Genomic DNA, 22,971 nt, shown 5'->3' with positions numbered 1-22,971 from the left:
TTTTACAGTTGTGCTGCATATTTTCGTTCGGAAAGGCGTTTCACTCAGCAAAGGCTGGATAAAAATCTTCTCTAATAAATAGTTGTGCTGTTTGTGTTTAAAAGCTATCTTTGACTGAATAACCTTTTCATGAGAAAACTCTCACTCTTTATCATTCTATTTTTCTGTTTACAATTTTCAGCACAGGCTTTATCGGAAACCCAAAAGCTTGAATCGTTATGTAAAGTATGGGGATTTTTGAAATACTATCATCCGAATGTAGCAAAAGGTAAGTTTAACTGGGATCAGCAGTTATTTCAGAAAATTGATGAACTTGAAAATATTAACGATAAAGATCAATTGAATGAATTGTATTCTAACTGGATTGAAAGTCTCGGAAAAACTGAAGATTGTAAAAATTGTATAAATGATAACGATAAAGTTTATTTCTTAAAAAATTTTGATCTCGGATGGATGGATGATCAGCGTATTTTTTCTGAAAATGTAAGTGAAAAGCTGAAATTTATTGAGAACAACAGGAATATCGGTGAAAATTATTATTTCGGATTAAACGGAAGAAAGGTTTATTTCAGGAATGAAAATTCTTACGGATCGAAATTTACTTCAAAACAAATTGCCCTTTTTGAACTGTTCAGATATTGGAATTATGCAGAATATTTTTTTGCCTACAAATATAAAACCGATCAGAACTGGAATGATGTTTTACGAGAAATGATTCCTAAATTTCTTGCTGTTGATAATGATGAAAGCTATCATTTAACTTTAGCTGAACTTGTGACCAAAACGGATGATTCGCATGCTTTTTTATTTTCAAGGCTGATTAGTTTAAACCAATATGGAAGGAAAAATGTTCCGGTGCAGTATTCTTACGCGGAAGGAAAGCTTGTTGTAACGAAAGCCTATCCGAATATTTTCAATGAAGAAAATCCGCTGAAAACCGGCGATGTTATTTATGATATTGAAGGATTAACGATTCCTCAGAAAGTTAATTTATTTGGAAAATATATTCCAGCTTCGAATTCCTGGGGAAAGATCAACAAGTCGAAATATCTTTTTCTGTATACCAATAAAGATTCACTTGAGCTTAAAATTGAAAGGAATGGCAAAAATTCAGCCTTAAAAGTAAAAACGTACTCACAAAAAGAAATTATCCGGGAAAATCCTCCGGTTCCTGAAAAATGGAAGTTTCTTGATGATGAAAAAAAGGTGGGTTATGTGAACATGGGGTTGATTAAAAGATCTGATTTGAATAACATGTTTGAAAATCTGAAAAATACGGAATCCATCATTTTCGACTCCAGAAATTATCCGAATATGACGATTTTGCCTTTAAGCAGATTATTGCTTCCAGAAAATAAAATTTACTATGAGTTTATTTTTCCTGAAACCCGGTATTTAAGCAAATTTTACCGCCGTAAAAACAGCATTGGAAGAAATAATCCGGACTATTATAAAGGAAATGTGGTCATTCTCGTTAATGAAGTTACCCAAAGTCAGGCTGAAACTACTGTAATGATGCTTAAGCAGCATCCGAAAGCAAAAGTAATCGGAGGCTATACTTCCGGCGCAAACGGTGATGTCATTTCATTTAATATTGCCGGTCTCGAAACGTGTTTTACAGGTTTGGGAGCCTATTATCCGAACGGAAGAGAAACGCAGCGCATCGGGATTATTCCGGATATTATCGTACGACCGACCGTGAAGGGAATACAGCAGGGAAAAGACGAAATTATGGAAAGAGCTCTGGAATATTTAAAAAGTGGAAATTAAATAAAAGAAAAACGTAATTATTCCGTTATTTCATTTAACTTATATTTAACTTTACGTCTGCGGATTTTGGCAGATTTTAGAATTAATTGGTCAGCAATTTGATACAATAACCATGTAAAAAAATAATTATGTCGGAAAAGATATTATGGATAGATGATGAAATAGATCTACTTAAACCACACATCGTTTTTCTTGAAAAAAAGGGATATCAGGTAACTCCCGTTAATAACGTTAATGAGGCTCTGGAACTTATGGACTCGGAGAAGTTTGCGCTGACGCTGATTGATGAGAATATGCCCGGAATTTCAGGTCTTGAAGCGATTCCGATGATTAAGGATAAAGACAACTCACTGAAAATCGTTATGGTAACGAAAAGTGAGGAAGAACATATCATGGAAGAAGCAATCGGATCGCAGATTGCAGATTACATCCTGAAACCGGTAAATCCTAACCAGATTTTACTGTCATTAAAGAAAAATCTTCAGCAGGATAACCTTGTGGAGCAGAAAACGATTCTGCAGTATCAGCAGGAATTCAGGAATCTTTCTATGGAGCTTTCTTATTTAAGAACGTATCAGGATTGGGCGGAATATTATAAGAAAATTCTTAACTGGGAAATTAAATTTGATAAAGTAACGGATAATGAGTTTGCGGATCTTCTTCAGTCACAAAAAGAGGAAGCCAATATCCAGTTTGCCAAATTTATTGAAAAAAATTACGAAGACTGGCTTCACGATTCGGATAAACCGATCATGAGCCATACGCTTTTCAAGGATAAAGTGAAACCTGAGGTTGAAAAAGATAAGGTTTTGCTTCTGATGGTTGATAATCTTCGTTATGACCAGTGGAAAGTTATTGAACCTTTATTTACGAAGTATTACAACAAGGTTTCTGAGGATTATTATTACAGTATTCTTCCGACTGCAACCCAATATGCAAGAAATTCTTTTTTTGCAGGTTTAATGCCTTCAGAGATTGAAAAACGTTTTCCTGACAAATGGTTTAACGACAATGAAGAAGGAAATAAAAACGAATTTGAGCGCGATTTTCTTGAAGATCAGATGAAAAGAATCGGTTTAAGCTCGAAATCCATGAAATATCTGAAAGTATTGAATGCTGATTTCGAGAGAAAGATTTACGACGATTTTAACCAGCATAAAAACAATGATCTATTGGTAATTGTTTATAATTTTATTGATATTCTTTCTCATGCGAAAACGGACAATCATATTGTAGATCAGCTGATCCGTGATGATAAAACCTTCAGATCTTTAACGTTGAACTGGTTTGAGAATTCTTCTTTATTGAAAATCATCAAGGTTGCCGCAGAAAACGGTTTCAAACTGGTGATTACTACTGATCACGGAACAGTTTACGTAAAAAAACCGAGTAAAGTTGTAGGAGACAGAGAAACTTCTACGAATATCCGTTACAAGACCGGAAAAAGTTTAACGTATGACGACAGTGATGTTTGGGCAATTACGAATCCTGAAAAGCTGTTTTTACCGAAAGGAAATTTAAGTTCTAAATATATTTTTGCGAAGAATAATATTTTCCTTGCTTATCCAAAGAACTATAATCACTTTGTAAATTACTATAAAGAAACGTACCAGCATGGAGGGATTTCACTGGAAGAGTGTATCATTCCATTCAGTATTTTGGAACCCAAGTAGTTTTTCATAGTTTGACTTCGGGTGACGAGAGGGGCGGAAAAAATCAAAGATTTTTTCCGCTTCTTTTTTATTAATACTTTTGAATTATGAAATTAATCACTTATAACGTCAACGGAATCCGTGCTGCTTTTACGAAAGATTTTTTAGGCTGGCTGAAAACGGCTGATCCGGATATTATCTGCATTCAGGAGAGTAAAGCAGGAAATGACCAGATCGATATTGAAAGTCTCGAAAAACTGGGATATCACAGTTACTGGCATTCCGCAGTAAGAAAAGGCTACAGCGGCGTTGGAATTGCGTCTAAAATAAAGCCCAACCATGTAGAATACGGCTGCGGTATTGAAAGCTATGATAATGAGGGAAGAATCATCCGTGCAGATTTTGATGAATTTTCCGTCATTTCTGTATATGTTCCTTCTGCTTCAAATATCGAACGGCTGGATTTTAAAATGCAGTTTTGCCATGATTTTTTAGAGTACATTAAAAATTTAAAGAAAGAAATTCCGAATCTGATCATTTCAGGAGATTTTAATATCTGTCATGAAGAAATAGATATTCATAACCCGAAAGGTTTACAAAATGTTTCCGGCTTTTTACCGATGGAAAGAGAATGGATGACGAATTTCATCAATGAATGTGAACTGATCGACAGTTTCAGGTTTTTTAATAATGAACCCGACCATTATACATGGTGGAGTTACAGACAAAATTCCCGGGAAAGAAATAAGGGATGGAGACTGGATTATAATTTCACTTCCTACAGTTTAAAAGATAAGCTCTCCAGAGCCGTTATTTTGAAGGAAGCCGTACATTCTGACCATTGTCCTGCGCTGGTAGAATTAAGCCTTTAAAACAAAGCAAAAAGCCAACTGAATCAGTTGGCTTTTTAAAATTTAAATCATAAATTTTAGTCGACAATTTCATATTCCACCGGAATTGTACCTCTGCCGGTATCTCCGATTTCATCGAACGCTGCCTTAGACATATCTAAAGCTCTTGATGAATGGTAAGGTCCTCTATCATTTACTTTCACTATTACCTCTTTACCATTATTAAGGTTGGTTACCTTAATGTTTGTTCCAAATGGAAGCGTTCTGTTGGCTGCGGTGAACTTTGCATTATCAAAGATCTCTCCGCTTGCTGTTTTTCTACCGTTAAATTTATCGTGGTAGTACGATGCATAACTTGTTTTTTTCGCATCTATGGCATTCATTTTGAAAGAATAAATACCAAGGGTTGAAATCATCATTATGATTACGAGAATGAATCTTTTCATCATTTTGAAATTTTATTGGTTTTGACAGGGGCAAATCTATAAGGAATCTTTTAAAGTGCCTACTTTATTTGTTAACAAGTGTTAATGAAAATAAAATTTTATGTTAATATTTTTCTTAACGCCCTATAAACAGGCTACTTAAGGCACAGTGTTAAAAAGTGTTAAAAAACAAAAGCAAAAGTTAACAATTTTAACTAAATAATTAAGATTAAGATTTTTTTAACATAATTATTCATCTACCAATCAATAAGTTAATGAATTTTAGCATTTGTTTTCCAACAAATAAATTTTAAATCAATTGGATGATCTCACGGTTATACTGACCTACAATCAATATGAATTAGTATGAATTCAGGATAATAATATTTAGCATTTGATTTTTAAAAATCCTTTAATCAAAAAACATTTTAAAGCATTCTGATTATTTAAACTATAAACATCGCAAAGGCGCAAAATATTCATTAAATACGTTCTCCTCTTAAGCTGCAAAGATTTTATCTACGATGAAATTAAGATTGAATCCTTATTAAAAATCTTTGACTTTACTGCGTTTTTAAGACTTAAGATTAATAAAAAATTTAAACAAATTCATCAATAAAAAAACCAATGAGAAGTCTCATTGGTTTTGTATATAGATATTTTTAAAATATTATTTGAAATATTCAATAATATAGTCATAAGTATCTGCAGGATAAACAACAGACATGCTTGGAGAACCTGTAACTGCCGCACCGGTTGTTGAATCATAAGAATATAATTCTTTAGAGAAAACTATTTTATTTCCGGTAGAAGCCTTTTTAAAGATTGTAATTCCGTACATTGAAGTAAGACCTGTTGGAACAGCTAAAGTTACCGCTGTTGAACTTCCTGTTGTAGTAAACTGTCCTTTATATGCATAAACAGGATTACCATCTACCAATGTGTTTGTTGCAACACCGGCTAAAGCGTTATTTACAGCATTAAATTTTGCAGAAGCAGCACCTAATGGCAACCATCTTCCATTGGCAATACTTGTAGACTGACCAGGATTAGAGAAGTAATAAAACCCTGGAGTTACAGCTACCTGAACACCTTGTCCTGAAACAGTATTACCTGTACCGCTATTGTAAACAATCATACCATCAAAAGCAGTTGGGAAAGTTACACCATCTAAATTTGTTGTTTTAAATGTCCAGGTTACCAAGTTAGTAGTTGGAAAATACAATCCTTTTCCAACATTATTGGCAGTACCTGTAGATGCTGTATCGAAATTAGAAGAAGCATCAAAGAATGGATTTTCTCCAGTAATATTATTAGCTACGATACCATTACTAGCTACCTGAGCAGATGCAGAGTTAACACCCAATACCGTAAGGGAAATTCCTAATAAGGCTCTAAATATATTTTTCATTGCTTTGTTTTATTAAATATTAATGTATTATCTACTTGCACTGTTCCACCAGTTAGTTCCATCTGAAATAAACATAGCTGCAGAACCTCCGGCTAAGTTAGGAAAGTTCAAAGGCCATGCAATACCATTTGCATTTGTAGGAGCTACAGCACCCCCCGTATTATTTCTAATCATAAGAACTCTACCAGTATTTGCTCCTGTCGGGCTTGGTAATGCAAGCTGTCCGCTAATAGCATTATTTGTAATAACAACTAAATAGTCGCTAGAATTCCAGTCTACGTTAGAAGAACCTGTATATGTTCTTACACTGGTAGCGTATACAGCACCCTGTGTCTGGAAATTACCATTCACGATAGTTTTTGCTGTTCCCGTAGAAAAAGTTAAATTATTGTTGTTTTGTGTTACAGTTCTATTTCCTGCTAAAGTACCATCATTAAGATAAATACTTGTATCAGTAGCAGAACCTCCTCCACCTACGGCAACCCAAACTGAGTTTGTTGCATCATAGTAGTAGAATCCAGTGGCAGTAATATTTACTGCTTTTCCAGAAGCAGCACCATCAGCAATTGAGGAAACAAATGCCAATGCCCCGTTCTGTGTTGCAGTATACACAGCATCTTTTGCCTGTAACTGACCTCTTGTCAAACGAGGGACCAATAATGCGTCCGGCTTAGTTGCGTCAGTAGGAGTACCGACAACATCTAAAGTAGCAGCGGGAGTAGTTGTATTAATCCCCACTCTTCCTTGCTGAGCCTGAGCGATTGCTACAAATCCGACTAACATAGTCGCTGTTAATAAAAATTTTTTCATAAGTTTTTAAAGATTTTAAATTACATTTTAACTAACGAATGTGTTTCTCAGATCAGGGTGCCATCCCCAATGTGTGCATCCATTAGTAAAAATAAAATATTTTTAATTATATAATTTCAAAAAACATTTTTTTTACATTTTATAAAAGCTTAATTGATAGCTTAATACTTATGTAAAATCTCTTTATAATGCAAAGTTAATATTTTTAAAATTATTTTCATAACAATAGATGAAAAAGTTTTAACAATTTAATTTACAAAAACAAAACAATATTGATAATCAGTAAATTAAAAAATTAACAATCGTGATTTCATAAATGTTAATTTTTATTAATAAATCAATAACATTATATTAATCAGAACAATATACGTCTTTTTTTAATAAAAAATCAACTAATTGGGAATAATTTTAAATTAATTCTCCATACAGATCAAACTCCTCAGCCGAGGTAATCTTTATCTCCGCAAAATCTCCGATAGAAATATATGTATTTTCTGCAGAAACCAAAACGGTATTGTCTATGTCCGGAGAATCGTATTCTGTTCGTCCAATAAAATAATTTCCTTCTTTTCTGTCGAAGATGCATTTATACACGTTCCCAATTTTCTCCTGATTTTTCTCCCATGAAATCTGAGACTGGATTTCCATAATTTCTTCCACTCTGGCTTCTTTCACTTCCTGCGGAACATCGTCTTCCAATACATAAGCTCCTGTATTTTCTTCGTGAGAGTAAGTAAAGCATCCCAGTCTGTCGAATCTCTGTTCTCTTACCCAGTCTTTAAGCTCATTGAAAATTTCCTGAGTTTCTCCGGGATAACCAACGATAAGCGTTGTTCTGATCGCCATATCCGGAACTTTTTCTCTGAATTTTGAAAGAAGAGCATCCGTTTTTTCGTGAGTAGTCCCTCTCTTCATCGATTTTAGTAAATCTGAATTGATGTGCTGAAGAGGAATATCTATATAATTACAAACTTTGGGTTCTTCTCTAATGATATCCAGAACATCTTCCGGAAATCCGCTCGGAAAAGCATAATGAAGACGAATCCATTCAATTCCTTCCACTTTTACCAATTCTTTTAAAAGGTCTCCAAGCGCGCGTTTTTTATAAATATCTAAACCATAATAAGTAAGATCCTGCGCAATCAAAATCAGTTCTTTGGTTCCTTTTTTTGCCAATTTCTGTGCTTCTGTAACCAGTTTTTCAATCGGAGTTGAAACGTGACCTCCTCTCATGAGAGGGATTGCACAGAATGAACAAGGTCTGTCGCAGCCTTCGGAAATCTTTAAGTATGCGTAATGTTTTGGTGTAGTGGTAAGTCTTTCCCCAACCAATTCATGTTTGTAATCTGCCCCTAAATGTTTTAATAAAATAGGAAGATCTCTCGTCCCGAAATATTGATCAACATCCGGAATTTCTCTTACCAGATCCGGCTTATATCTTTCCGAAAGACATCCTGTTACAAAAACTTTCTCAACTTCTCCCCTGTTTTTTGCTTCTACATAATCAAGAATCGTATTAATAGATTCTTCTTTTGCATTGTCTATAAATCCGCAGGTATTAATTACAACGATGTCTCCTTTGTCTTCATGTACCACTTCTTTACCATTGGCTTTAAGCTGACTCATTAAAACTTCGGAATCATATACATTTTTGGAACAACCCAACGTTACTACATTTATTTTTTTCTTCCCTACGGATTTTGTACGCATCTTTTTGATTTTGAGTTTGCAAAGATACAAAATATTGAAGAGTCTGTATTAAAAAATAAAAACCACTTCAATAAGTGGCTTTCATAATATTAAAAATTCTTTTCTTTAAAGCTTGCTGCATTTTCATCCTTTTCAGAAAGTACAGCTTCACTGTCAGAGATTTTCCAGTCGATATTCAGATCCGGATCATTGTATTTTACACATCCTTCTGATTCTTTATTATAAAAATTATCGCATTTATATGAGAAAACGGCAGTTTCGCTTAAAACAGAAAATCCATGTCCGAAACCTCTTGGAATATAAAGCTGTGTTTTATTTTCCGCCGTAAGCTCAATCCCAAACCATTTTCCGAACGTTGGAGAGTCTTCTCTAAGATCTACCGCTACATCCCAGACTTTCCCTTCCAGACAGGATACCAGTTTTGCCTGTGCGTGTTCTCCTTTCTGTAAATGAAGCCCCCTCAAAACACCATAAGAAGATTTTGAAATATTATCCTGAACAAAATGTCCGTTCATTCCGGTAAGTTCCTCAAATTTCTTTTCATTGAATTTTTCGAAAAAATATCCTCTGTCGTCTTCGAAAATTGTCGGTTCTATAATATAACAGTCCTTTAAAGGAGTTTCTTTTATTTTCATAACTTTTATTTCTTGAATCAGTACTTATTATAGTTGATATTGTTTTTTCAAGCTCCATTTCAATCCGAGATAAATGATGCCTACGGGAATAAAAATCACAGGAATAATAATCCAGATTGCCCAGTGTGAATATATTAAAAATAAATTTATAATTGCCTGTACCAAAGCATAAACAAAACTTATCAGCAGATGGGAAACCTTTTTTTCGTTGGCAAAGAGCTGGTATAAATGTCTTCTGTGTGCCTCAAATATATTTTCTTTAAGCAGTAATCTTTCTACTATGGTAAGAACTACTTCGATTCCGTATACGGAAAGAAGAAATATATATTTATAGTCCTGAGTTTTCATAATTAATAAGGTAATAAGACCGATTACCCAAAAAGCGATTGCCATACTTCCGACATCACCCGCGAAACATTTTGCTTTTTTTCTGAAATTAAAGAACAGAAAAACGACGCAGGCTAAAACAGGATAAAGAATAAAATTTTCATCGGTGAATGAAATTACCTTTTCATTAATGTACAATAATGATGATAAGCCCACTAAACTGTATAAACCCGTCATTCCGTTGATGCCATCCATAAAGTTATAAGCATTCAAGGTACCAATAATCAGAATAAACAGTATGGGCCAAACCCAAATTGGCATTAAATTAAATGCTCCTGTAAAATACAGTAATAAAACTACAGAAATAAAATGAACGGAAAGCCTTATTTTATTTGAAAGGGTTACAATATCATCTATAAAACTGATCGTACTTATTGCCAGTAATCCTAAACCAAATGACCAGTAGTTTTCTATGACTTCATTAAAATTAAATGCAGAAAATATAATGAAAGCAACAGGAAAAATAATTCCTCCTCCTCTCAATGTGATTTGTGTATGTGCACTTCTGTGATTAGGCTTATCTATAATATTGTATTTATCTGCTATTTTAAAATAGATGAGCATAGATATAAAAAGCAGAATTGTTACGATTAAAAATTCCATAGTTTACAGTTGAAATTTTTCTATTACGTTTGAAGGATTATAATTTAATTCTCTCTTTATTTTTTCATTAGAAAATGTAAGAGAATCTGTTATTTTTCTTAATTTCAAAGAATTAATTGGAGCTTTATTTCCCAATAAGTCACCCACTAAAGCCATTGATGTTGCCAGAAAAAAAGGAATACTTTTCGGAGATTTCTTTTTTAATTTGGCTGATATTTTTTCAGAGATTTCTTTAAAAGCAGGATTTGCATCATCACAAACATTATAAATTCCACCCTCTTTTCCCAGCATTTTCACGGTTATCTCAGCAAAATCTTCCACCCAGAATACACTTTTTCTTGCTGTTCCTCCTGCAATATTAAAATATTTTCCCGATTTAATCGCTTTAATCATATCTCCCAGATTACCCGGAGGATTGGGTCCTGCAATTAAAGAAGGTCTGAGAATGAACAGTTTTACATTCTTTTCTTTGCACCATTTAGTAAGAAATTCCTCTGCCATCAATTTGCTTTCAGCATAAGGCGTGTATCCTTCCAATGGCATATCTTCAGTTATATTTTCACCGAAATCTTTACCATAAACAGCCACTGTGCTTATAAAAACAAAATATTCCGGCAGATTTTCTTCCAAAGCATTACAAAGGTTTTTTGTTCCTTCAAAATTTACTTTGTAAAATACACTTTCTTCTTCCTTAGTTTTAGGAACAGAATGCGCTTTACCAGCAGCATGAAAAATAATATCAAACTTTTCTTTAAAAGGAGTTATGGCATCGGTAATATTAAATATATAATCTGCATTGGAAGTTCCAAAGGTCTTTACTTCAAAATTTTTCTTCTGAAGCAAAGGAATTACATTTTTTCCCAAAAAACCGTTGGCTCCTGTAAATAGCACTTTCATTTAAATAATATTATAAAATTTATTCAGCATGATCTCTTCTGAAAATTTTTTCTCTGCTACTTTTCTTGCTTTTTGTTTCATTATTTCTAATTCTTGAACAGACGTTTCATCGAAAGAATTAAAAAAATCCAGAATGTTCTGTTCTTCAAAATGCTGAAATGAATACCCTATATTTTCTTCTCTTAAAAGTAAATCTATTTCGCTGTTTTTTTCTCCAACATATAAAACCGGTTTTCCGGCAGCTAAAATATTGTATGTTTTTGAAGGAACTCCCAATCCGAACATTTTAGGCGCTAAACTTACAAATGACACATCTGCCTTATTTAATACCTGAAGCTGATCTTCTCTTGAATAAGCTCCGTCAAAGAAAACATTCTTCAGCTTATTTTCCTCTACATATTCCAACATTGTATTCTTAACAGCTCCTTCTCCGACAAAATGAAAAACCAGACGATTATTTTTCACTTTTTTTATAATATGCAATAATTCAATTAATCCCTGAACTCTTCCTAAATTTCCGGCATACTGAAAGATGATCCTGTCTTTTAAAGATGAATCCTCATTAAGTACTTCTTCTTTCAAGAGCGGATAAATACCTTCCGTATCTCCCCAGTTTTCAATGATCTCAATTTTCGAATGGCGGTTATATTTTCTGATTTTAGCTTCAATAACTTGCTGCATATCTCTGCCTAATGTAATCAGCAGATCAGCTTTTGAATACGCTTTATCAAAAATACTTCTGAGAACTCTGTATAGTACTGACTTTTCAGATTTAATGATTCCGGCAGGAATGGTATTTTCGGGAAAAACATCATGAACCAGAATAATTAATTCTATTTTTTTTAATCTTTTAAGGATTGAAACAAGCAGAATTAAAGGCGCCGGATTCGTAACCATAAAAACCTTTTCTCCCTTTTTAACGTTTTTCCAAAGATAAAAAAAGATAGAAAGAGACAGAAAAACAAATCTTAGAGATCTGCTCAACAGACTGTTTTTGTTTCCGCCCCATCCTTTTATTCTGTGAACATTTACGCGGGAATCCAGACTAAAATGACTGCTTTTCTTTTGCTTGTCATACACAGGATCTCCACAAACAACTTTTACATCATACTTTTCCGAAAGTCTGTTTGCTATTTTTGTGAGTATAAAAGAAGTTGAAGTTTCTTCAGGATAAAAAAGTTCGGTTGCGATCCAGAGATTTTTCATTATTTTTTGCTCCAAACAACTCTGTTAACGTAATCCGTATAACTCAGAATAATTCTTACCATTTTCTCTGAAACATTCGGCATTGAATAATCTGAAACCGGTCTGTAATTTCTTTCTGTTCCTACTTTCTGCTGCTGAAGCTGCGTTAATCCCTGTAAGATTCTTTCCGGAGATAAACCGACCATCATTACGGATGCTTCTTCCATTGCTTCCGGTCTTTCGTGTGCATCTCTGATATTTAAAGCACGGAAATTTAAGATAGAAGACTCCTCTGAAATAGTTCCAGAATCTGATAAAACAGCATAACTTCTCATCTGTAACGCATTATAATCATGGAATCCAAGCGGTTTTAAGAACTGAATTTCCGGTCTTACCTCAACCTGCTTTTTATCGATCATGTTTCTGGTTCTCGGGTGTGTAGAAACAATGATCGGATAACCAAATTTTTCTGCAATGGCATTTAAACTTTCTATTAATCCGTTGAAGTTTTTCTCAGAATTAATATTTTCTTCTCTGTGGGATGATACCACAAAGTATTTTCCTTCTTCTAAATTCAGACGGCTTAAAACATCTGAACTCTCGATCTGAGGAAGATAATGATTCAGCACTTCAAACATAGGAGAACCCGTTTTGATGATTCTGTCTGCAGGAAGACCTTCTCTTAAAAGATATTCTCTTGCGATGTCTGAATAGGTTAAATTAATATCTGCAGTGTGATCTACAATTTTCCTGTTGGTTTCTTCCGGAACCCGCTGATCGAAACATCTGTTTCCAGCTTCCATATGGAAAATAGGAATCTGTCTTTTCTTGGCAGGAATGGCACAAAGACAAGAATTGGTATCTCCTAAAACCAAAAATGCTTCAGGCTGCAATTCTTCCAAAAGAGGATCTATTTTAATTAAAATATTTCCCACCGTTTCTGTTGCCGTTTTACCTGCTGCTTCCAGAAAATAATCCGGTTTACGAAGTCCCAAATCTTCAAAAAAGATCTGGTTCAGCTCGTAATCGTAGTTTTGACCTGTATGGACGATAATATGTTCAATGGCTTCGGAAGCATCCAAAGCTGATAATACTCTTGATAGTCTAATGATTTCCGGTCGTGTTCCTACAACCGTCATTACTTTTAGTTTTTTCATTGTATTTTTTTTGCCTTTGCAAAGATAAATTTTAATGTCTGTTTATTGGAGAAGCCCGTGAAGTTTATAATTAAATATTATTAAACTTCCACAAAATAGGTATCTGAATCTTCCGGATTAAAGGGTTCATTGATCCAGAAAATAGTGTACAGTTCTTCTTCTCCGATGTTTTTAATATTGTGGGTATACCAAATCGGCATATCTACATAAGCGGGTTCGTTTCCGTCTAAATAAAAATCTAGGACCTCATCGCTGTCTATTTTTCTTAATTGAATAAGGGCTTTGCCTTTAATTACCGCAAATCTTTCGATTTTTCTTGTATGAAAATGGTTTCCTCTGGTAATTCCCGGAACCGTAGTGGAAAAAGAACACTGTCCGCCGATTCCCAAACGAATTACTTCCACAAAAGCCCCTCTCGGATCGGTGTGCTGTGTAAATTTTACGGGATAATGATTTTTAATATCAAAATAACAACGGAATGTATTGAAAAGATTAAGATCGAATTTCGTTTCCAACACCGGAATTTCTCCGTTATCAAAATAAAGCTTTTTGTAATTTTCAAGTTTAGCTAAAACTTCAGAAACTTTATTTACGGATGTGTGAGGAACTTCATATAATTCGTTGGTTTCTGCAACTTCAATCTGATTGATGATTTCCTGAACAAGTTCTCCGACATAGATTAATTTTACTTCTCCATCATTATCAATCACAGGATTTTCGCCGTGGGTAAGTTTATGACAGAATGTTGCGATGAAAGAATTGTAATTCGGTTTTCCAAAAGGTCCGAAAACGTTAGGAATAATCATCCCTGTAAATTTACCTCCATTGTTTTTTGCCCAGTCTGCAAATAATTCTCTGCCTTCTTTTTTAGATTTACCGTACAGATTATCTCTTTCTTCCTGAGAAGATGATGAGAAAAGAACGTGTGCTTTTGATCCTGTTCTCTGTAAAGAGTCTGTCAGTTTTTTAACAAGCTCTACATTATTATTGAAGATTACTTCCGGATCGGGGTGACGATTCATGGCTGCAAGATGTACAATAACGTCGCACTGCTTTACGAAGTCGTCCAGTTTTTCAGGAGATTCGAAAAAATCTCTTTCGAAAGAAATTCTTTCAAATTTTTCAGGCTGTAAGCCCAAAGTGTTATATAAATGCGAACCAACGAAGCCGTTCTGTCCGGTAATTCCTATTTTTTTCATTGCTGTAAATTTTTAAAGTAATCAATAGAAAATCGATAATCATCTTCTATTTCTCCCAAAGCATAATCTGCCATTACCAATAATTTTGATTCTTGCACTTTGGATTGAATAGCACTTGCATATCCTTGTGGAATATGAAGAATATCCAACTGATCTGCATGAAGTTCAAATTCCAAAATTTCTGAATCTTTTGAGGGTGTTTCCCAATGATCAATTTTTATTAATCTTATGATAAAGATTCCCTGTAATGCAGAGAACCATCGCTGTTCAGTTTTGTGACCTGTCCAACCTCTTATAAAATCTGTATCTTTATTTTCGATACAGTATATTCTTTTAATTGCCGAAACATCAAAGTTATTGTTAAAAAACAAACTGCCTCTTTCGTCAGAATATTTTCCTCCTTCTATGATTGCAGGAATAGCCATAATAAAAATTAATCAGGATATTGCATTATATCTTCTCCCAGAACTTCTTTTCTGATTAATGGGAGTTTTAATAAAAGTTTTTTCATTCCTTCAACATCTTCCTGTTTTGTATTATGAGAATGGTAGTCTTCTATTTTGGAAATATCTTCTACCCCTTCTGAAAAATACTGTGCGTAATTAAGATCTCTGTTATCGGCAGGGATTCTGTAAAAATCTCCCATATCTTCGGCTTTCAGCATCTCTTCACGCGTACAAAGGGTTTCGTAGAGTTTTTCACCGTGTCTCGTTCCGATTACTTTTACCGGATTATCGGCTTTAAACATTTCTTTCAAAGCCTGAGCAAGATCTCCGATAGTTCCTGCAGGCGCTTTATTAACGAAAAGGTCTCCTGAGTTTCCGTGTTCGAAAGCAAAAAGAACTAAATCTACCGCTTCCTCTAACGACATTAAGAATCTTGTCATACTCGGATCTGTAATGGTAATGGATTCGCCACTTTTAATCTGTTTTACAAATAACGGAATTACCGATCCTCTGGAAGCCATTACGTTTCCATATCTTGTAAGGCAAACTGTTGTATTTTCCAGATTACGTGATGCGGCAACGGCTACTTTTTCCATCATTGCTTTGGAAATTCCCATTGCATTGATAGGATATGCGGCTTTGTCTGTACTTAGACAGATTACTTTTTTTACATTGTTTTTAGCTGCGGCATCAATTACGTTTTGGGTTCCTTCCACATTGGTTTTTACAGCCTGCATCGGGAAAAATTCGCAGGAAGGCACCTGCTTTAAAGCTGCGGCATGAAATACATAGTCTACTCCTCTCATTGCAGGTTCTACACTTCTGTAATCTCTTACATCTCCGATATAGAATTTCAGTTTATCGCTTTTAAACTGGTTTCTCATATCATCCTGCTTTTTCTCGTCGCGGGAAAAAATACGGATTTCTCTGAAGTGATCTGTATTGATGAATTTTCTTAAAACAGCCGTTCCGAATGAACCTGTTCCACCTGTGATAAGAAGGACTTTATTTTGTATTTCCATAATTTATATTTTAATGCAGTAAAGAAATTAATGTATTGATTTCATTCTTTACTTTAGACTCTGAGTTGATTGTATTTTTTTGCAAAGATAGTGATAATGCTTCAGTAATAGAATCTACTTCTAAAGGATTAAAAACCAGACTTGGCTTGCAGACAGCATAGGTATAAGGTAAATCTGCACCGATTATCTTACAGCCGTTTTCTATAGCTTCCACTAAGCCTAGACCGAAACTTTCTGTAAGGGATGGGAATATGTGATATTCTGATTCTGTGTATAATTGGCATAAAGAATTTCGATCTACGAATCCAATATTTTCAACAGGATATCCCTGATTTACTTTTTCATTAATTGAATTTAATATTTCAGAGGCATCATCAGGAATCGTTAGAATGAGTTTTCCTTTTTTGTGTTTATCATAAAATTTCGCAAATGCTTCAATCAGCCTAAGATGATTTTTGTGTTTTGATACATTGCTGACATAAATATACTGATGCTCTTTTCTGATATTTGTTTTAACTTCTGAAGTGAAAGGCGGATAAAAGGGAATGACCAAAATATTACTTCCCTGAATCCCATATTTTTTTGACAGCTTTTCTTTAACCAACTCTGTCTGAACCAGCCAGTAATCTGTATTTTTTTTGAAAGCATTCAGAAAACGTGTTTTGATGTAGTATATCTTTTTGCTTATAAAAGACATTTCTTTTGGAAGATCCAAAAATAAAAGCTGATGAAAGTAGGTATAAACTTTAGCGGAAGTTTTAATATTAGGAGGAAGATTTCCGAAACACAGTATCGAAGAAAACTTATTTTTATTTTCTTTGTAGAAGTTTCTTCTTTTTATTAAAGAAGCCTTTAAGTATATTACTTTATTTTTTTTTAACTGTAATTTTTCTTTCTGAATACGTTCATCCAAAAGATAAAAAACTTCTTTATCGGTTTTCTCCAGTTCTTCAATAAGATAATCTAACAGAACTTTCCCACCGCTGTTGTTGATGTATAATGCGTCTATTAGTATCATGATTTACTTAATATTTTGAAATATAATTTTATATACAGGTTAGCCACATTTTCTACAGAATATTTTACTACGTTTTTTTTACCTAATAATGTTAAACGCTGCCTTTCTTCCTTGTTATTTATAAGGTCTTTTATTGCAGAGCGAATGCTTTCAACTGAATATGGATTAACAAGTAGGGCTCCTTCTCCTGCTACCTCATTCATTGGAGATAAATCCGATGTTATAACGCAACAATTTTGAGCCTGCGCTTCTAATATAGGCAAGCCAAAGCCTTCGTAAACAGATACAAAACATAAAATATGAGCTTTTTGATAACATTTTAACAGCTCACTTTCTGTAATACCAACCAAATTATCGTATTTGAATTTATTTTCCATCAAATACATCTCTTGTATAGTTGATAAATTACCTACTATTGTTAAATGTATGTTGAGTCCTTTTAATGCTCTAAAAACTCTATCTATATTCTTGTTTTGTCTCGTCCCTACTATTAAAATATTAGGAATATCACTTATTTCCTTAACCTCATCTTTTTTATTAATTTCAATGGAAACACAATTAGGTATTACCGTAATTTTATCTTTAGACCAGGGTATTAAGTTAACAATTTCTTGCTTTGTCTTTTCGGATATTGCAGTAATATATTTCAGTTTTCTAATGGGCAGATAAACCCATAATAAAAAGTATAACTTTCTTTTAACACCCTTCATCTGTTCTAATCCTACTAAATCGTGGATTGTAAGTACTGTTCTATTGGCATCTAAAAACAAACTTGCCCAATGGATGTCTCCTGTAATATGATTTATTTGTGCCTGATTTTTTCTAAAATATAACATGGATCTAAACATGCTAACAAAAGAAAAATTATAGGGATTAACAATTTTATAAGTTTTTACACCTTTTTCCTCTATGGATTTTATGATAATGTCAAATAATTTTTCGATACTTATTTGATGACTATTATATGCTCTGAAAAAATAATTTATTTTCATTTAAAAAATTCCAAAAATTGTTTTATAAGGGATAAATAAGTGAGGATATGGGGCTATATTCTTGCAAAACAAAAATATAGAAAATAAAATAATAAAAGCTAAAAAAATATGCTGTAAATATTTCTGATTTAACAATTTTAAAAGAGTAACATAACTTATACATTCAAAAATTAAGAAATAAGTTCCAGCTCTTGAGGCTAAAAAAGGAATTGTATAAAAAAGAATATAAAATATCAACGAAAACCAACTAATATTATATAAAATATTAAAGATTGGACGAAATTTATGCTCAGTCTTAAATATTAAAAATAATATCACAAGTAATGCTCTTCGCAAAAAACCTAGTATTATATTGGAATCTACAGGTATAACTACATTTTCAGTTGTTTTATATTTGTTTATGAGATTAGAATAAGCTTGAGGGATAAAATTGTCTATATTAAAAATTATGTAGCTATTAATGTTAAAAGCTAAAAACAAAAAAGCAATCACTAGACAAGAAATCCAAAAACTATATGCTATTCGATTCCTAAATAAAGCTATAGGTAAGAAAACTATAGCGGAATAATGAAAACCACAGGCAATAAGAACAGATAAAAAAAACAAAAAATAATTTTTAAATGATGCACTATTAATAAAAAAAGTAAAAAAGGTAAAAAAAACGATGACGGCTGCCATCAACTGCCTGTTGCTTCCCATAAGACCTATAGAAATACAAAATAATAATAATAATGATATTATCGGATAAGGAGAAACTTTCTTTAAAACAATCCCTATTAATAAATAATAAATGAAATAATAAATAAATAGAAATAGGTGATATGGTAATTTTAAAACTACAGCTAATTTTGAAAATATTGAATATAAAGGTTCATATCTTGATTGATAATTTTGATGAGTAAAATAATTTTGATAATCATAATAATAAAAAAAATAATCTGTACCACTACTATACTTAATTGCCTCTAAGATTACGAGATATATTAAAAAGAAATATAGTATGATATTCTTTCTCGTTTTTATCAAATCAAAGAATGATAAGATCGAAAATACAATTAGTAAAAATAGAGTAAGTAATATCATAATAATTAATAATATCTAAATACAAGCAATTCTATTAATTATGTAATTTCTATAAATAAATTGTATTTCAATTTATTTATAAAAATTATAATCTTCTTCATTTTGTTTAAGCCTTGTTTTATGTGGTTCATTAAAGATATGATTCTATACTAAAGTTGTCTGGTAAGTTATATTCTTGATTCTTTTTTTATAAAAATATTTTTCAATACTCCAGAACTAATAAAAATAAAGTTAAATTATTTTACTAATTCTAAACTTAATTTAAAGCAAATTAATTACTTAATATAGGATCGTACGAAAAAAAACTTTGTAAAAAAATAATAGACTAATATCATTTGAAACAAGGAGGCAATAAAGAAATAAACATCTTGTTCGATAATAATACTTTTTACCAAAAGATTTGCATAAAAAATTAAATGAAAAATAGATTTTTTCTTTATGCAAAAATCAACATAGTTGAGTACTACAGATAGTAATAAAAAATGAAATACAACATATATAAATCCTCCTTCCAAATATGCCCAACCATACATTGTTGGCGTGGGAGAATTTCTTATTCCTTTTACAATCATTTCTTGTAGTTTTGCCCCATTGTCTTCTTGCGGTTTGTTTGACAATATAAATCTTGGGATTAATGAAACAGGTAAGTAAATAAATCTATCTAAGTTTTTATAATTATTCCAATCCTTCTCTTTTTCTAAAGCAAAAACCAGATAGGGCAACATTGCTATTCTATCAGTGTAGCTATTTGTACTGGAAGAAACATTTTTTCCAAAATTTAATGATACAGTTTGGGCGGTTGCGACTTGTAAAGCAGCAATTTTACTTACTCCTGGATTCTTAACTAAAATATCTCGGTAGTTGTTATTTAATGGATAAAGAATAAGTAAAAACAAAAATGAAAACACTACATATTTTATATTTATTTTCCTTCCGGAATTAAGATAAGGAATTAAAAAAAGAACAATTCCAAAAATAAGAATTCCTTTCATACCGGCAATTAATCCAAAAAGAATATATAAAAACATATACGTTTTAAACGCTATATTAAACATTCTAGAATTATAATGCATGGAATACTTAAGGATTAAATAAGACAAATAAAAAATAGGAGATACGATATTAATTACCTGAAATATGAATGAAAAAGATCCTATGTTTACTTCATCCGAAGCTCCATACCCTATAACACCCAACGCGAGTAATAAATACATGAGTCCTATAAATGATAGTGAAGAAATAATAAAAAGTTTTTCATTTCTCAAAATATATTTATTTTGTATCTCGTAATTCAGTACATTTTTATTTTTTACAGCACCAAAAAAAATGAACAGAAAATCTACAATATTAATTGTCATTAAACCAATAACAACAGTTAGTAAAGCACCATAAACATAAGAAATGTTCACATAATTTTCCGCATATATTCCTACCTCTTTAGAATCCAACAAATTAGCTATATCGTAATAATTAAAAATCAAATATAAAAAAGTAGAAAACTTCACCCAATCTGTAAGTCTTGGTTTTCCTAATTTATACCAAGAGTATGTAAATGGCACTATAGATAGCAGCGATGATAAAAAAGCTAATAACAATTCATATTCAATTTCTCTATTCTTTACCTCATTCAATAAAAAAAAAGATTTATATGCAATGAATCCAAATACCATTAGATTTATAGCAATAAATGTAGCTTTATTTAATTTTAATTTTAACATTACGTTTTTCTATTTGACTGTATATATTAATTTTTTATCACTTTAATATAATCAAAATCTACAATAATAAATATATACTCACAAATTGCTAATTTTTGAAAATTACAATATACTATCTAACATTTTTTTCAATCTTATGTCATAAGTATGATGTGTTAAGAAATGTTCTCGTTGCTGTTTGCTTAAAAGGTGTCTTTCATTAGGCTTATCAATATAGTACTTAATTTTTTCTATAGCTTCATTAATATTTTTAAACGTAAATTGTTCCGGGTCAATTATAGAGTATTCTTTAATTATAGGTTTATAATCACATATCTGAAAAGCACCGATGCCACCAATCTCAAAGAATTTTACATTCACAGATTCTATCTCCGCATAATGAAAGTTATTAAAAACTATTTTAGATCCTAACAAAACCTCTGATTTTCTGGCACCAGTAATATATTCATTGGTAAAGTTATTCTGAACTGCCTTCTGTGGGAATCTCTTATCCGGTATGCCAAATAATTTTATGTTTATATTGCTTTCTACCAAACTTTTAATCATATTGGCACGGTAAGGATACATATTTCCAAAGGTTACAACATCTATATTCGTCTCTTCTTCCAATGTTTTTCTGTCTTTTTCTTCAAAAGGTTTGTGAACTCTTTGGTTAAAAGCCTCAGGAAGATAATGCGCATTCAGAGACATTTTACCTTTCATAAAACTTACAATGTAAGGATCTTTTGTAAAATATGCATCATAATCGGAAACAAATATCTGTTGATACTCAAAAGTGGTTAAAGCATCCGGGTTAATATGAATCGCTACTACATTTTTAAGTTCATCTTTTATTTTTCTTATACATTTCGGATGTATAAAGCGATAAACCCCGATTACCAAATCCGGTTTTTCATCAATAACTCGATCTGCTATTTTAAGAAATACTTTTTCATCATATTTTGGGAATAGTTTTGTAGCATAATAATTATATCTGTACGGAATTTTTATTACATCTGAAATATCAATATGAAATACCTCATGTCCTAAAAAAGTAAGAGAATCATGTATATGATATTCTAAGCTATCAAAATCTTTGCTTCCTATAATCGCTATTTTCATAGATGTGTCTTTTTTATTTCAGTGAAGTATTCAAAATATTCTTGTTTTGTATATTTTTTATTGAATTTACTGAGCCACAAAAATAAATTGTCATAAATTTTATATAACTTGAAGTTTTCAAAATCGTTCTTTTTCAAATATAAGTTTTTGCTTTTATGTACAATAATCCTTTTTTTATTTGTGTACCGCTTTATATTTTTTCCACTAGCATCTTCTAGATGAATAATTCTAGTTTTTGTATAGATAAAATTTCTTACACCAAGCAAATTACTCATCCTTTTCTGTAAATCAGATTCTTCATAATACATGAAGAAGTCTTCATCAAATCCGTTAAGTTTGAGAAAATTTTTCTTTCTCATAAGCATATCCGCGCCGATCACGTAATCAATTTCAAAATAATCATTTGTTAATTCAATCGGTTTTCTCTTTTCCTTTTTAACGAAAAAATTAGTAATTGGAATTAATGATAAATAATTACTAATCTCTTTTTTACAGGAAGGAAACTCATCGCCATATCCATTAATTTCATACTTATCATCAATTAAAAGACAGCCTAAAACTCCAATTTTTAACCCTTCTTCGTTCTGACAAAAGAAATCAAACATTTTTTTTATGGAATTTTCAATTAAAATGGTGTCTGAGTTTAATAAAAACAGAAGTTCTCCTTTAGCTTTTTCTGCTCCAAGATTATTAGCTTTGCCAAACCCCAAATTTTCAATAGAATAAATATACGTTATATCTCTCCTCTCTTCGAAATATTCTTTAGAGCCATCTTTAGAACCGTTATCCACTAAAATGATTTCATACCCCAAATCTTTTGTATGAGAGATAATAGAATTTATACAATTATTGGTAATATCTTTTGTGTTATAATTAACAATTATTATTGAAACCTGCAT

The 22,971-nt window shown here is 32.0% G+C and carries 21 protein-coding genes; 3 read left to right on the top strand and 18 right to left on the bottom strand.

All coding sequences use genetic code 11. From position 1 onward, the window contains the following. Positions 1–129: 129 nt before the first annotated feature. The 3 genes from AC52CF_RS04365 to AC52CF_RS04355 all read left to right on the top strand — a co-directional run bounded on the left by AC52CF_RS04365 (position 130) and on the right by AC52CF_RS04355 (position 4,294). On the top strand, positions 130–1,770 hold the full coding sequence (locus tag AC52CF_RS04365) for a S41 family peptidase (protein ID WP_375191140.1): 1,641 nt from the start codon (positions 130–132) through the stop codon (positions 1,768–1,770). A gap of 128 nt (positions 1,771–1,898) precedes the next feature. Next, positions 1,899–3,443 (top strand): T9SS response regulator signal transducer PorX, encoded by a 1,545-nt coding sequence (gene porX / locus AC52CF_RS04360; RefSeq protein ID WP_214590620.1) that lies wholly within the window; start codon positions 1,899–1,901, stop codon positions 3,441–3,443. An 86-nt stretch (positions 3,444–3,529) separates the two neighbouring features. Then, on the top strand, positions 3,530–4,294 hold the full coding sequence (locus tag AC52CF_RS04355; RefSeq protein ID WP_214590621.1) for an exodeoxyribonuclease III: 765 nt from the start codon (positions 3,530–3,532) through the stop codon (positions 4,292–4,294). A 56-nt stretch (positions 4,295–4,350) separates the two neighbouring features. Here the strand turns inward: AC52CF_RS04355 and AC52CF_RS04350 are convergent, their stop codons facing one another. The 18 genes from AC52CF_RS04350 to AC52CF_RS04265 all read right to left on the bottom strand — a co-directional run bounded on the left by AC52CF_RS04350 (position 4,351) and on the right by AC52CF_RS04265 (position 22,971). Then, complete coding sequence (locus AC52CF_RS04350; RefSeq protein WP_214590622.1) at positions 4,351–4,722, bottom strand: septal ring lytic transglycosylase RlpA family protein; 372 nt, start codon at positions 4,720–4,722, stop codon at positions 4,351–4,353. Positions 4,723–5,368: 646 nt separating this feature from the next. Continuing rightward, on the bottom strand, positions 5,369–6,109 hold the full coding sequence (locus tag AC52CF_RS04345) for a hypothetical protein (RefSeq protein ID WP_214590623.1): 741 nt from the start codon (positions 6,107–6,109) through the stop codon (positions 5,369–5,371). 27 nt (positions 6,110–6,136) lie between these two features. Then, positions 6,137–6,919: a hypothetical protein gene (locus AC52CF_RS04340; RefSeq protein WP_214590624.1), complete on the bottom strand. Its 783-nt coding sequence runs from the start codon at positions 6,917–6,919 to the stop codon at positions 6,137–6,139. A 408-nt stretch (positions 6,920–7,327) separates the two neighbouring features. Further along, on the bottom strand, positions 7,328–8,629 hold the full coding sequence (rimO, locus tag AC52CF_RS04335; protein ID WP_214590625.1) for a 30S ribosomal protein S12 methylthiotransferase RimO: 1,302 nt from the start codon (positions 8,627–8,629) through the stop codon (positions 7,328–7,330). Between the two features lie 89 nt (positions 8,630–8,718). Next, positions 8,719–9,264, bottom strand: a complete 546-nt coding sequence (rfbC, locus tag AC52CF_RS04330; protein WP_087709307.1) for a dTDP-4-dehydrorhamnose 3,5-epimerase — start codon at positions 9,262–9,264, stop codon at positions 8,719–8,721. Between the two features lie 27 nt (positions 9,265–9,291). After that, the gene (locus AC52CF_RS04325) at positions 9,292–10,254 is read right to left on the bottom strand and encodes an MraY family glycosyltransferase (RefSeq protein WP_214590626.1); all 963 of its coding nucleotides are present in this window, start codon (positions 10,252–10,254) and stop codon (positions 9,292–9,294) included. A gap of 3 nt (positions 10,255–10,257) precedes the next feature. Then, positions 10,258–11,151 carry an NAD-dependent epimerase/dehydratase family protein gene (locus AC52CF_RS04320; RefSeq protein ID WP_214590627.1) on the bottom strand — a complete coding sequence of 298 codons (894 nt, stop codon included), beginning with the start codon at positions 11,149–11,151 and terminating at the stop codon, positions 10,258–10,260. Beyond that, a complete protein-coding gene (locus AC52CF_RS04315; RefSeq protein ID WP_214590628.1) occupies positions 11,152–12,357 on the bottom strand; it encodes a glycosyltransferase family 4 protein in 1,206 nt (401 codons plus the stop codon). Further along, positions 12,357–13,493 (bottom strand): non-hydrolyzing UDP-N-acetylglucosamine 2-epimerase, encoded by a 1,137-nt coding sequence (gene wecB, locus AC52CF_RS04310; protein WP_214590629.1) that lies wholly within the window; start codon positions 13,491–13,493, stop codon positions 12,357–12,359. The genes AC52CF_RS04315 and wecB overlap by 1 nt, the downstream gene beginning before the upstream one ends. A gap of 80 nt (positions 13,494–13,573) precedes the next feature. Then, positions 13,574–14,692, bottom strand: coding sequence for a polysaccharide biosynthesis C-terminal domain-containing protein (locus tag AC52CF_RS04305; protein WP_214590630.1), 1,119 nt, complete (start codon positions 14,690–14,692; stop codon positions 13,574–13,576). After that, positions 14,689–15,117, bottom strand: a complete 429-nt coding sequence (locus tag AC52CF_RS04300) for a WxcM-like domain-containing protein (RefSeq protein ID WP_214590631.1) — start codon at positions 15,115–15,117, stop codon at positions 14,689–14,691. The genes AC52CF_RS04305 and AC52CF_RS04300 overlap by 4 nt, the downstream gene beginning before the upstream one ends. Before the next feature lie 8 nt (positions 15,118–15,125). Then, positions 15,126–16,160 (bottom strand): polysaccharide biosynthesis protein, encoded by a 1,035-nt coding sequence (locus AC52CF_RS04295; protein WP_214590632.1) that lies wholly within the window; start codon positions 16,158–16,160, stop codon positions 15,126–15,128. Positions 16,161–16,170: 10 nt separating this feature from the next. After that, positions 16,171–17,178, bottom strand: a complete 1,008-nt coding sequence (locus AC52CF_RS04290) for a glycosyltransferase (protein WP_214590633.1) — start codon at positions 17,176–17,178, stop codon at positions 16,171–16,173. Further along, positions 17,175–18,170, bottom strand: coding sequence for a glycosyltransferase family 4 protein (locus AC52CF_RS04285; RefSeq protein ID WP_214590634.1), 996 nt, complete (start codon positions 18,168–18,170; stop codon positions 17,175–17,177). The genes AC52CF_RS04290 and AC52CF_RS04285 overlap by 4 nt, the downstream gene beginning before the upstream one ends. Next, positions 18,171–19,196: an EpsG family protein gene (locus AC52CF_RS04280; protein WP_214590635.1), complete on the bottom strand. Its 1,026-nt coding sequence runs from the start codon at positions 19,194–19,196 to the stop codon at positions 18,171–18,173. 332 nt (positions 19,197–19,528) lie between these two features. Continuing rightward, on the bottom strand, positions 19,529–20,971 hold the full coding sequence (locus AC52CF_RS04275; RefSeq protein ID WP_214590636.1) for a hypothetical protein: 1,443 nt from the start codon (positions 20,969–20,971) through the stop codon (positions 19,529–19,531). Between the two features lie 102 nt (positions 20,972–21,073). Next, a complete protein-coding gene (locus tag AC52CF_RS04270; protein ID WP_214590637.1) occupies positions 21,074–22,072 on the bottom strand; it encodes a CgeB family protein in 999 nt (332 codons plus the stop codon). Next, the gene (locus AC52CF_RS04265; RefSeq protein ID WP_214590638.1) at positions 22,069–22,971 is read right to left on the bottom strand and encodes a glycosyltransferase family 2 protein; all 903 of its coding nucleotides are present in this window, start codon (positions 22,969–22,971) and stop codon (positions 22,069–22,071) included. Before AC52CF_RS04265 ends, AC52CF_RS04270 begins: the two co-directional genes overlap by 4 nt.

Source organism: Chryseobacterium sp. 2P (assembly GCF_059579425.1).
The sequence above is the reverse complement of the archived record's forward strand: the minus strand, read 5'-3'. Positions and strand labels throughout refer to the sequence as shown.

Excerpts from the sequence above, each read along its gene's own strand:
- AC52CF_RS04365 (WP_375191140.1), top strand. The coding sequence starts at position 130 with ATGAGAAAACTCTCACTCTTTATCATTCTATTTTTCTGTTTACAATTT.
- porX (WP_214590620.1), top strand. The coding sequence starts at position 1,899 with ATGTCGGAAAAGATATTATGGATAGATGATGAAATAGATCTACTTAAA.
- AC52CF_RS04355 (WP_214590621.1), top strand. The coding sequence starts at position 3,530 with ATGAAATTAATCACTTATAACGTCAACGGAATCCGTGCTGCTTTTACG.
- AC52CF_RS04350 (WP_214590622.1), bottom strand. The coding sequence starts at position 4,722 with ATGATGAAAAGATTCATTCTCGTAATCATAATGATGATTTCAACCCTT.
- AC52CF_RS04345 (WP_214590623.1), bottom strand. The coding sequence starts at position 6,109 with ATGAAAAATATATTTAGAGCCTTATTAGGAATTTCCCTTACGGTATTG.
- AC52CF_RS04340 (WP_214590624.1), bottom strand. The coding sequence starts at position 6,919 with ATGAAAAAATTTTTATTAACAGCGACTATGTTAGTCGGATTTGTAGCA.
- rimO (WP_214590625.1), bottom strand. The coding sequence starts at position 8,629 with ATGCGTACAAAATCCGTAGGGAAGAAAAAAATAAATGTAGTAACGTTG.
- rfbC (WP_087709307.1), bottom strand. The coding sequence starts at position 9,264 with ATGAAAATAAAAGAAACTCCTTTAAAGGACTGTTATATTATAGAACCG.
- AC52CF_RS04325 (WP_214590626.1), bottom strand. The coding sequence starts at position 10,254 with ATGGAATTTTTAATCGTAACAATTCTGCTTTTTATATCTATGCTCATC.
- AC52CF_RS04320 (WP_214590627.1), bottom strand. The coding sequence starts at position 11,151 with ATGAAAGTGCTATTTACAGGAGCCAACGGTTTTTTGGGAAAAAATGTA.
- AC52CF_RS04315 (WP_214590628.1), bottom strand. The coding sequence starts at position 12,357 with ATGAAAAATCTCTGGATCGCAACCGAACTTTTTTATCCTGAAGAAACT.
- wecB (WP_214590629.1), bottom strand. The coding sequence starts at position 13,493 with ATGAAAAAACTAAAAGTAATGACGGTTGTAGGAACACGACCGGAAATC.
- AC52CF_RS04305 (WP_214590630.1), bottom strand. The coding sequence starts at position 14,692 with ATGAAAAAAATAGGAATTACCGGACAGAACGGCTTCGTTGGTTCGCAT.
- AC52CF_RS04300 (WP_214590631.1), bottom strand. The coding sequence starts at position 15,117 with ATGGCTATTCCTGCAATCATAGAAGGAGGAAAATATTCTGACGAAAGA.
- AC52CF_RS04295 (WP_214590632.1), bottom strand. The coding sequence starts at position 16,160 with ATGGAAATACAAAATAAAGTCCTTCTTATCACAGGTGGAACAGGTTCA.
- AC52CF_RS04290 (WP_214590633.1), bottom strand. The coding sequence starts at position 17,178 with ATGATACTAATAGACGCATTATACATCAACAACAGCGGTGGGAAAGTT.
- AC52CF_RS04285 (WP_214590634.1), bottom strand. The coding sequence starts at position 18,170 with ATGAAAATAAATTATTTTTTCAGAGCATATAATAGTCATCAAATAAGT.
- AC52CF_RS04275 (WP_214590636.1), bottom strand. The coding sequence starts at position 20,971 with ATGTTAAAATTAAAATTAAATAAAGCTACATTTATTGCTATAAATCTA.
- AC52CF_RS04270 (WP_214590637.1), bottom strand. The coding sequence starts at position 22,072 with ATGAAAATAGCGATTATAGGAAGCAAAGATTTTGATAGCTTAGAATAT.
- AC52CF_RS04265 (WP_214590638.1), bottom strand. The coding sequence starts at position 22,971 with ATGCAGGTTTCAATAATAATTGTTAATTATAACACAAAAGATATTACC.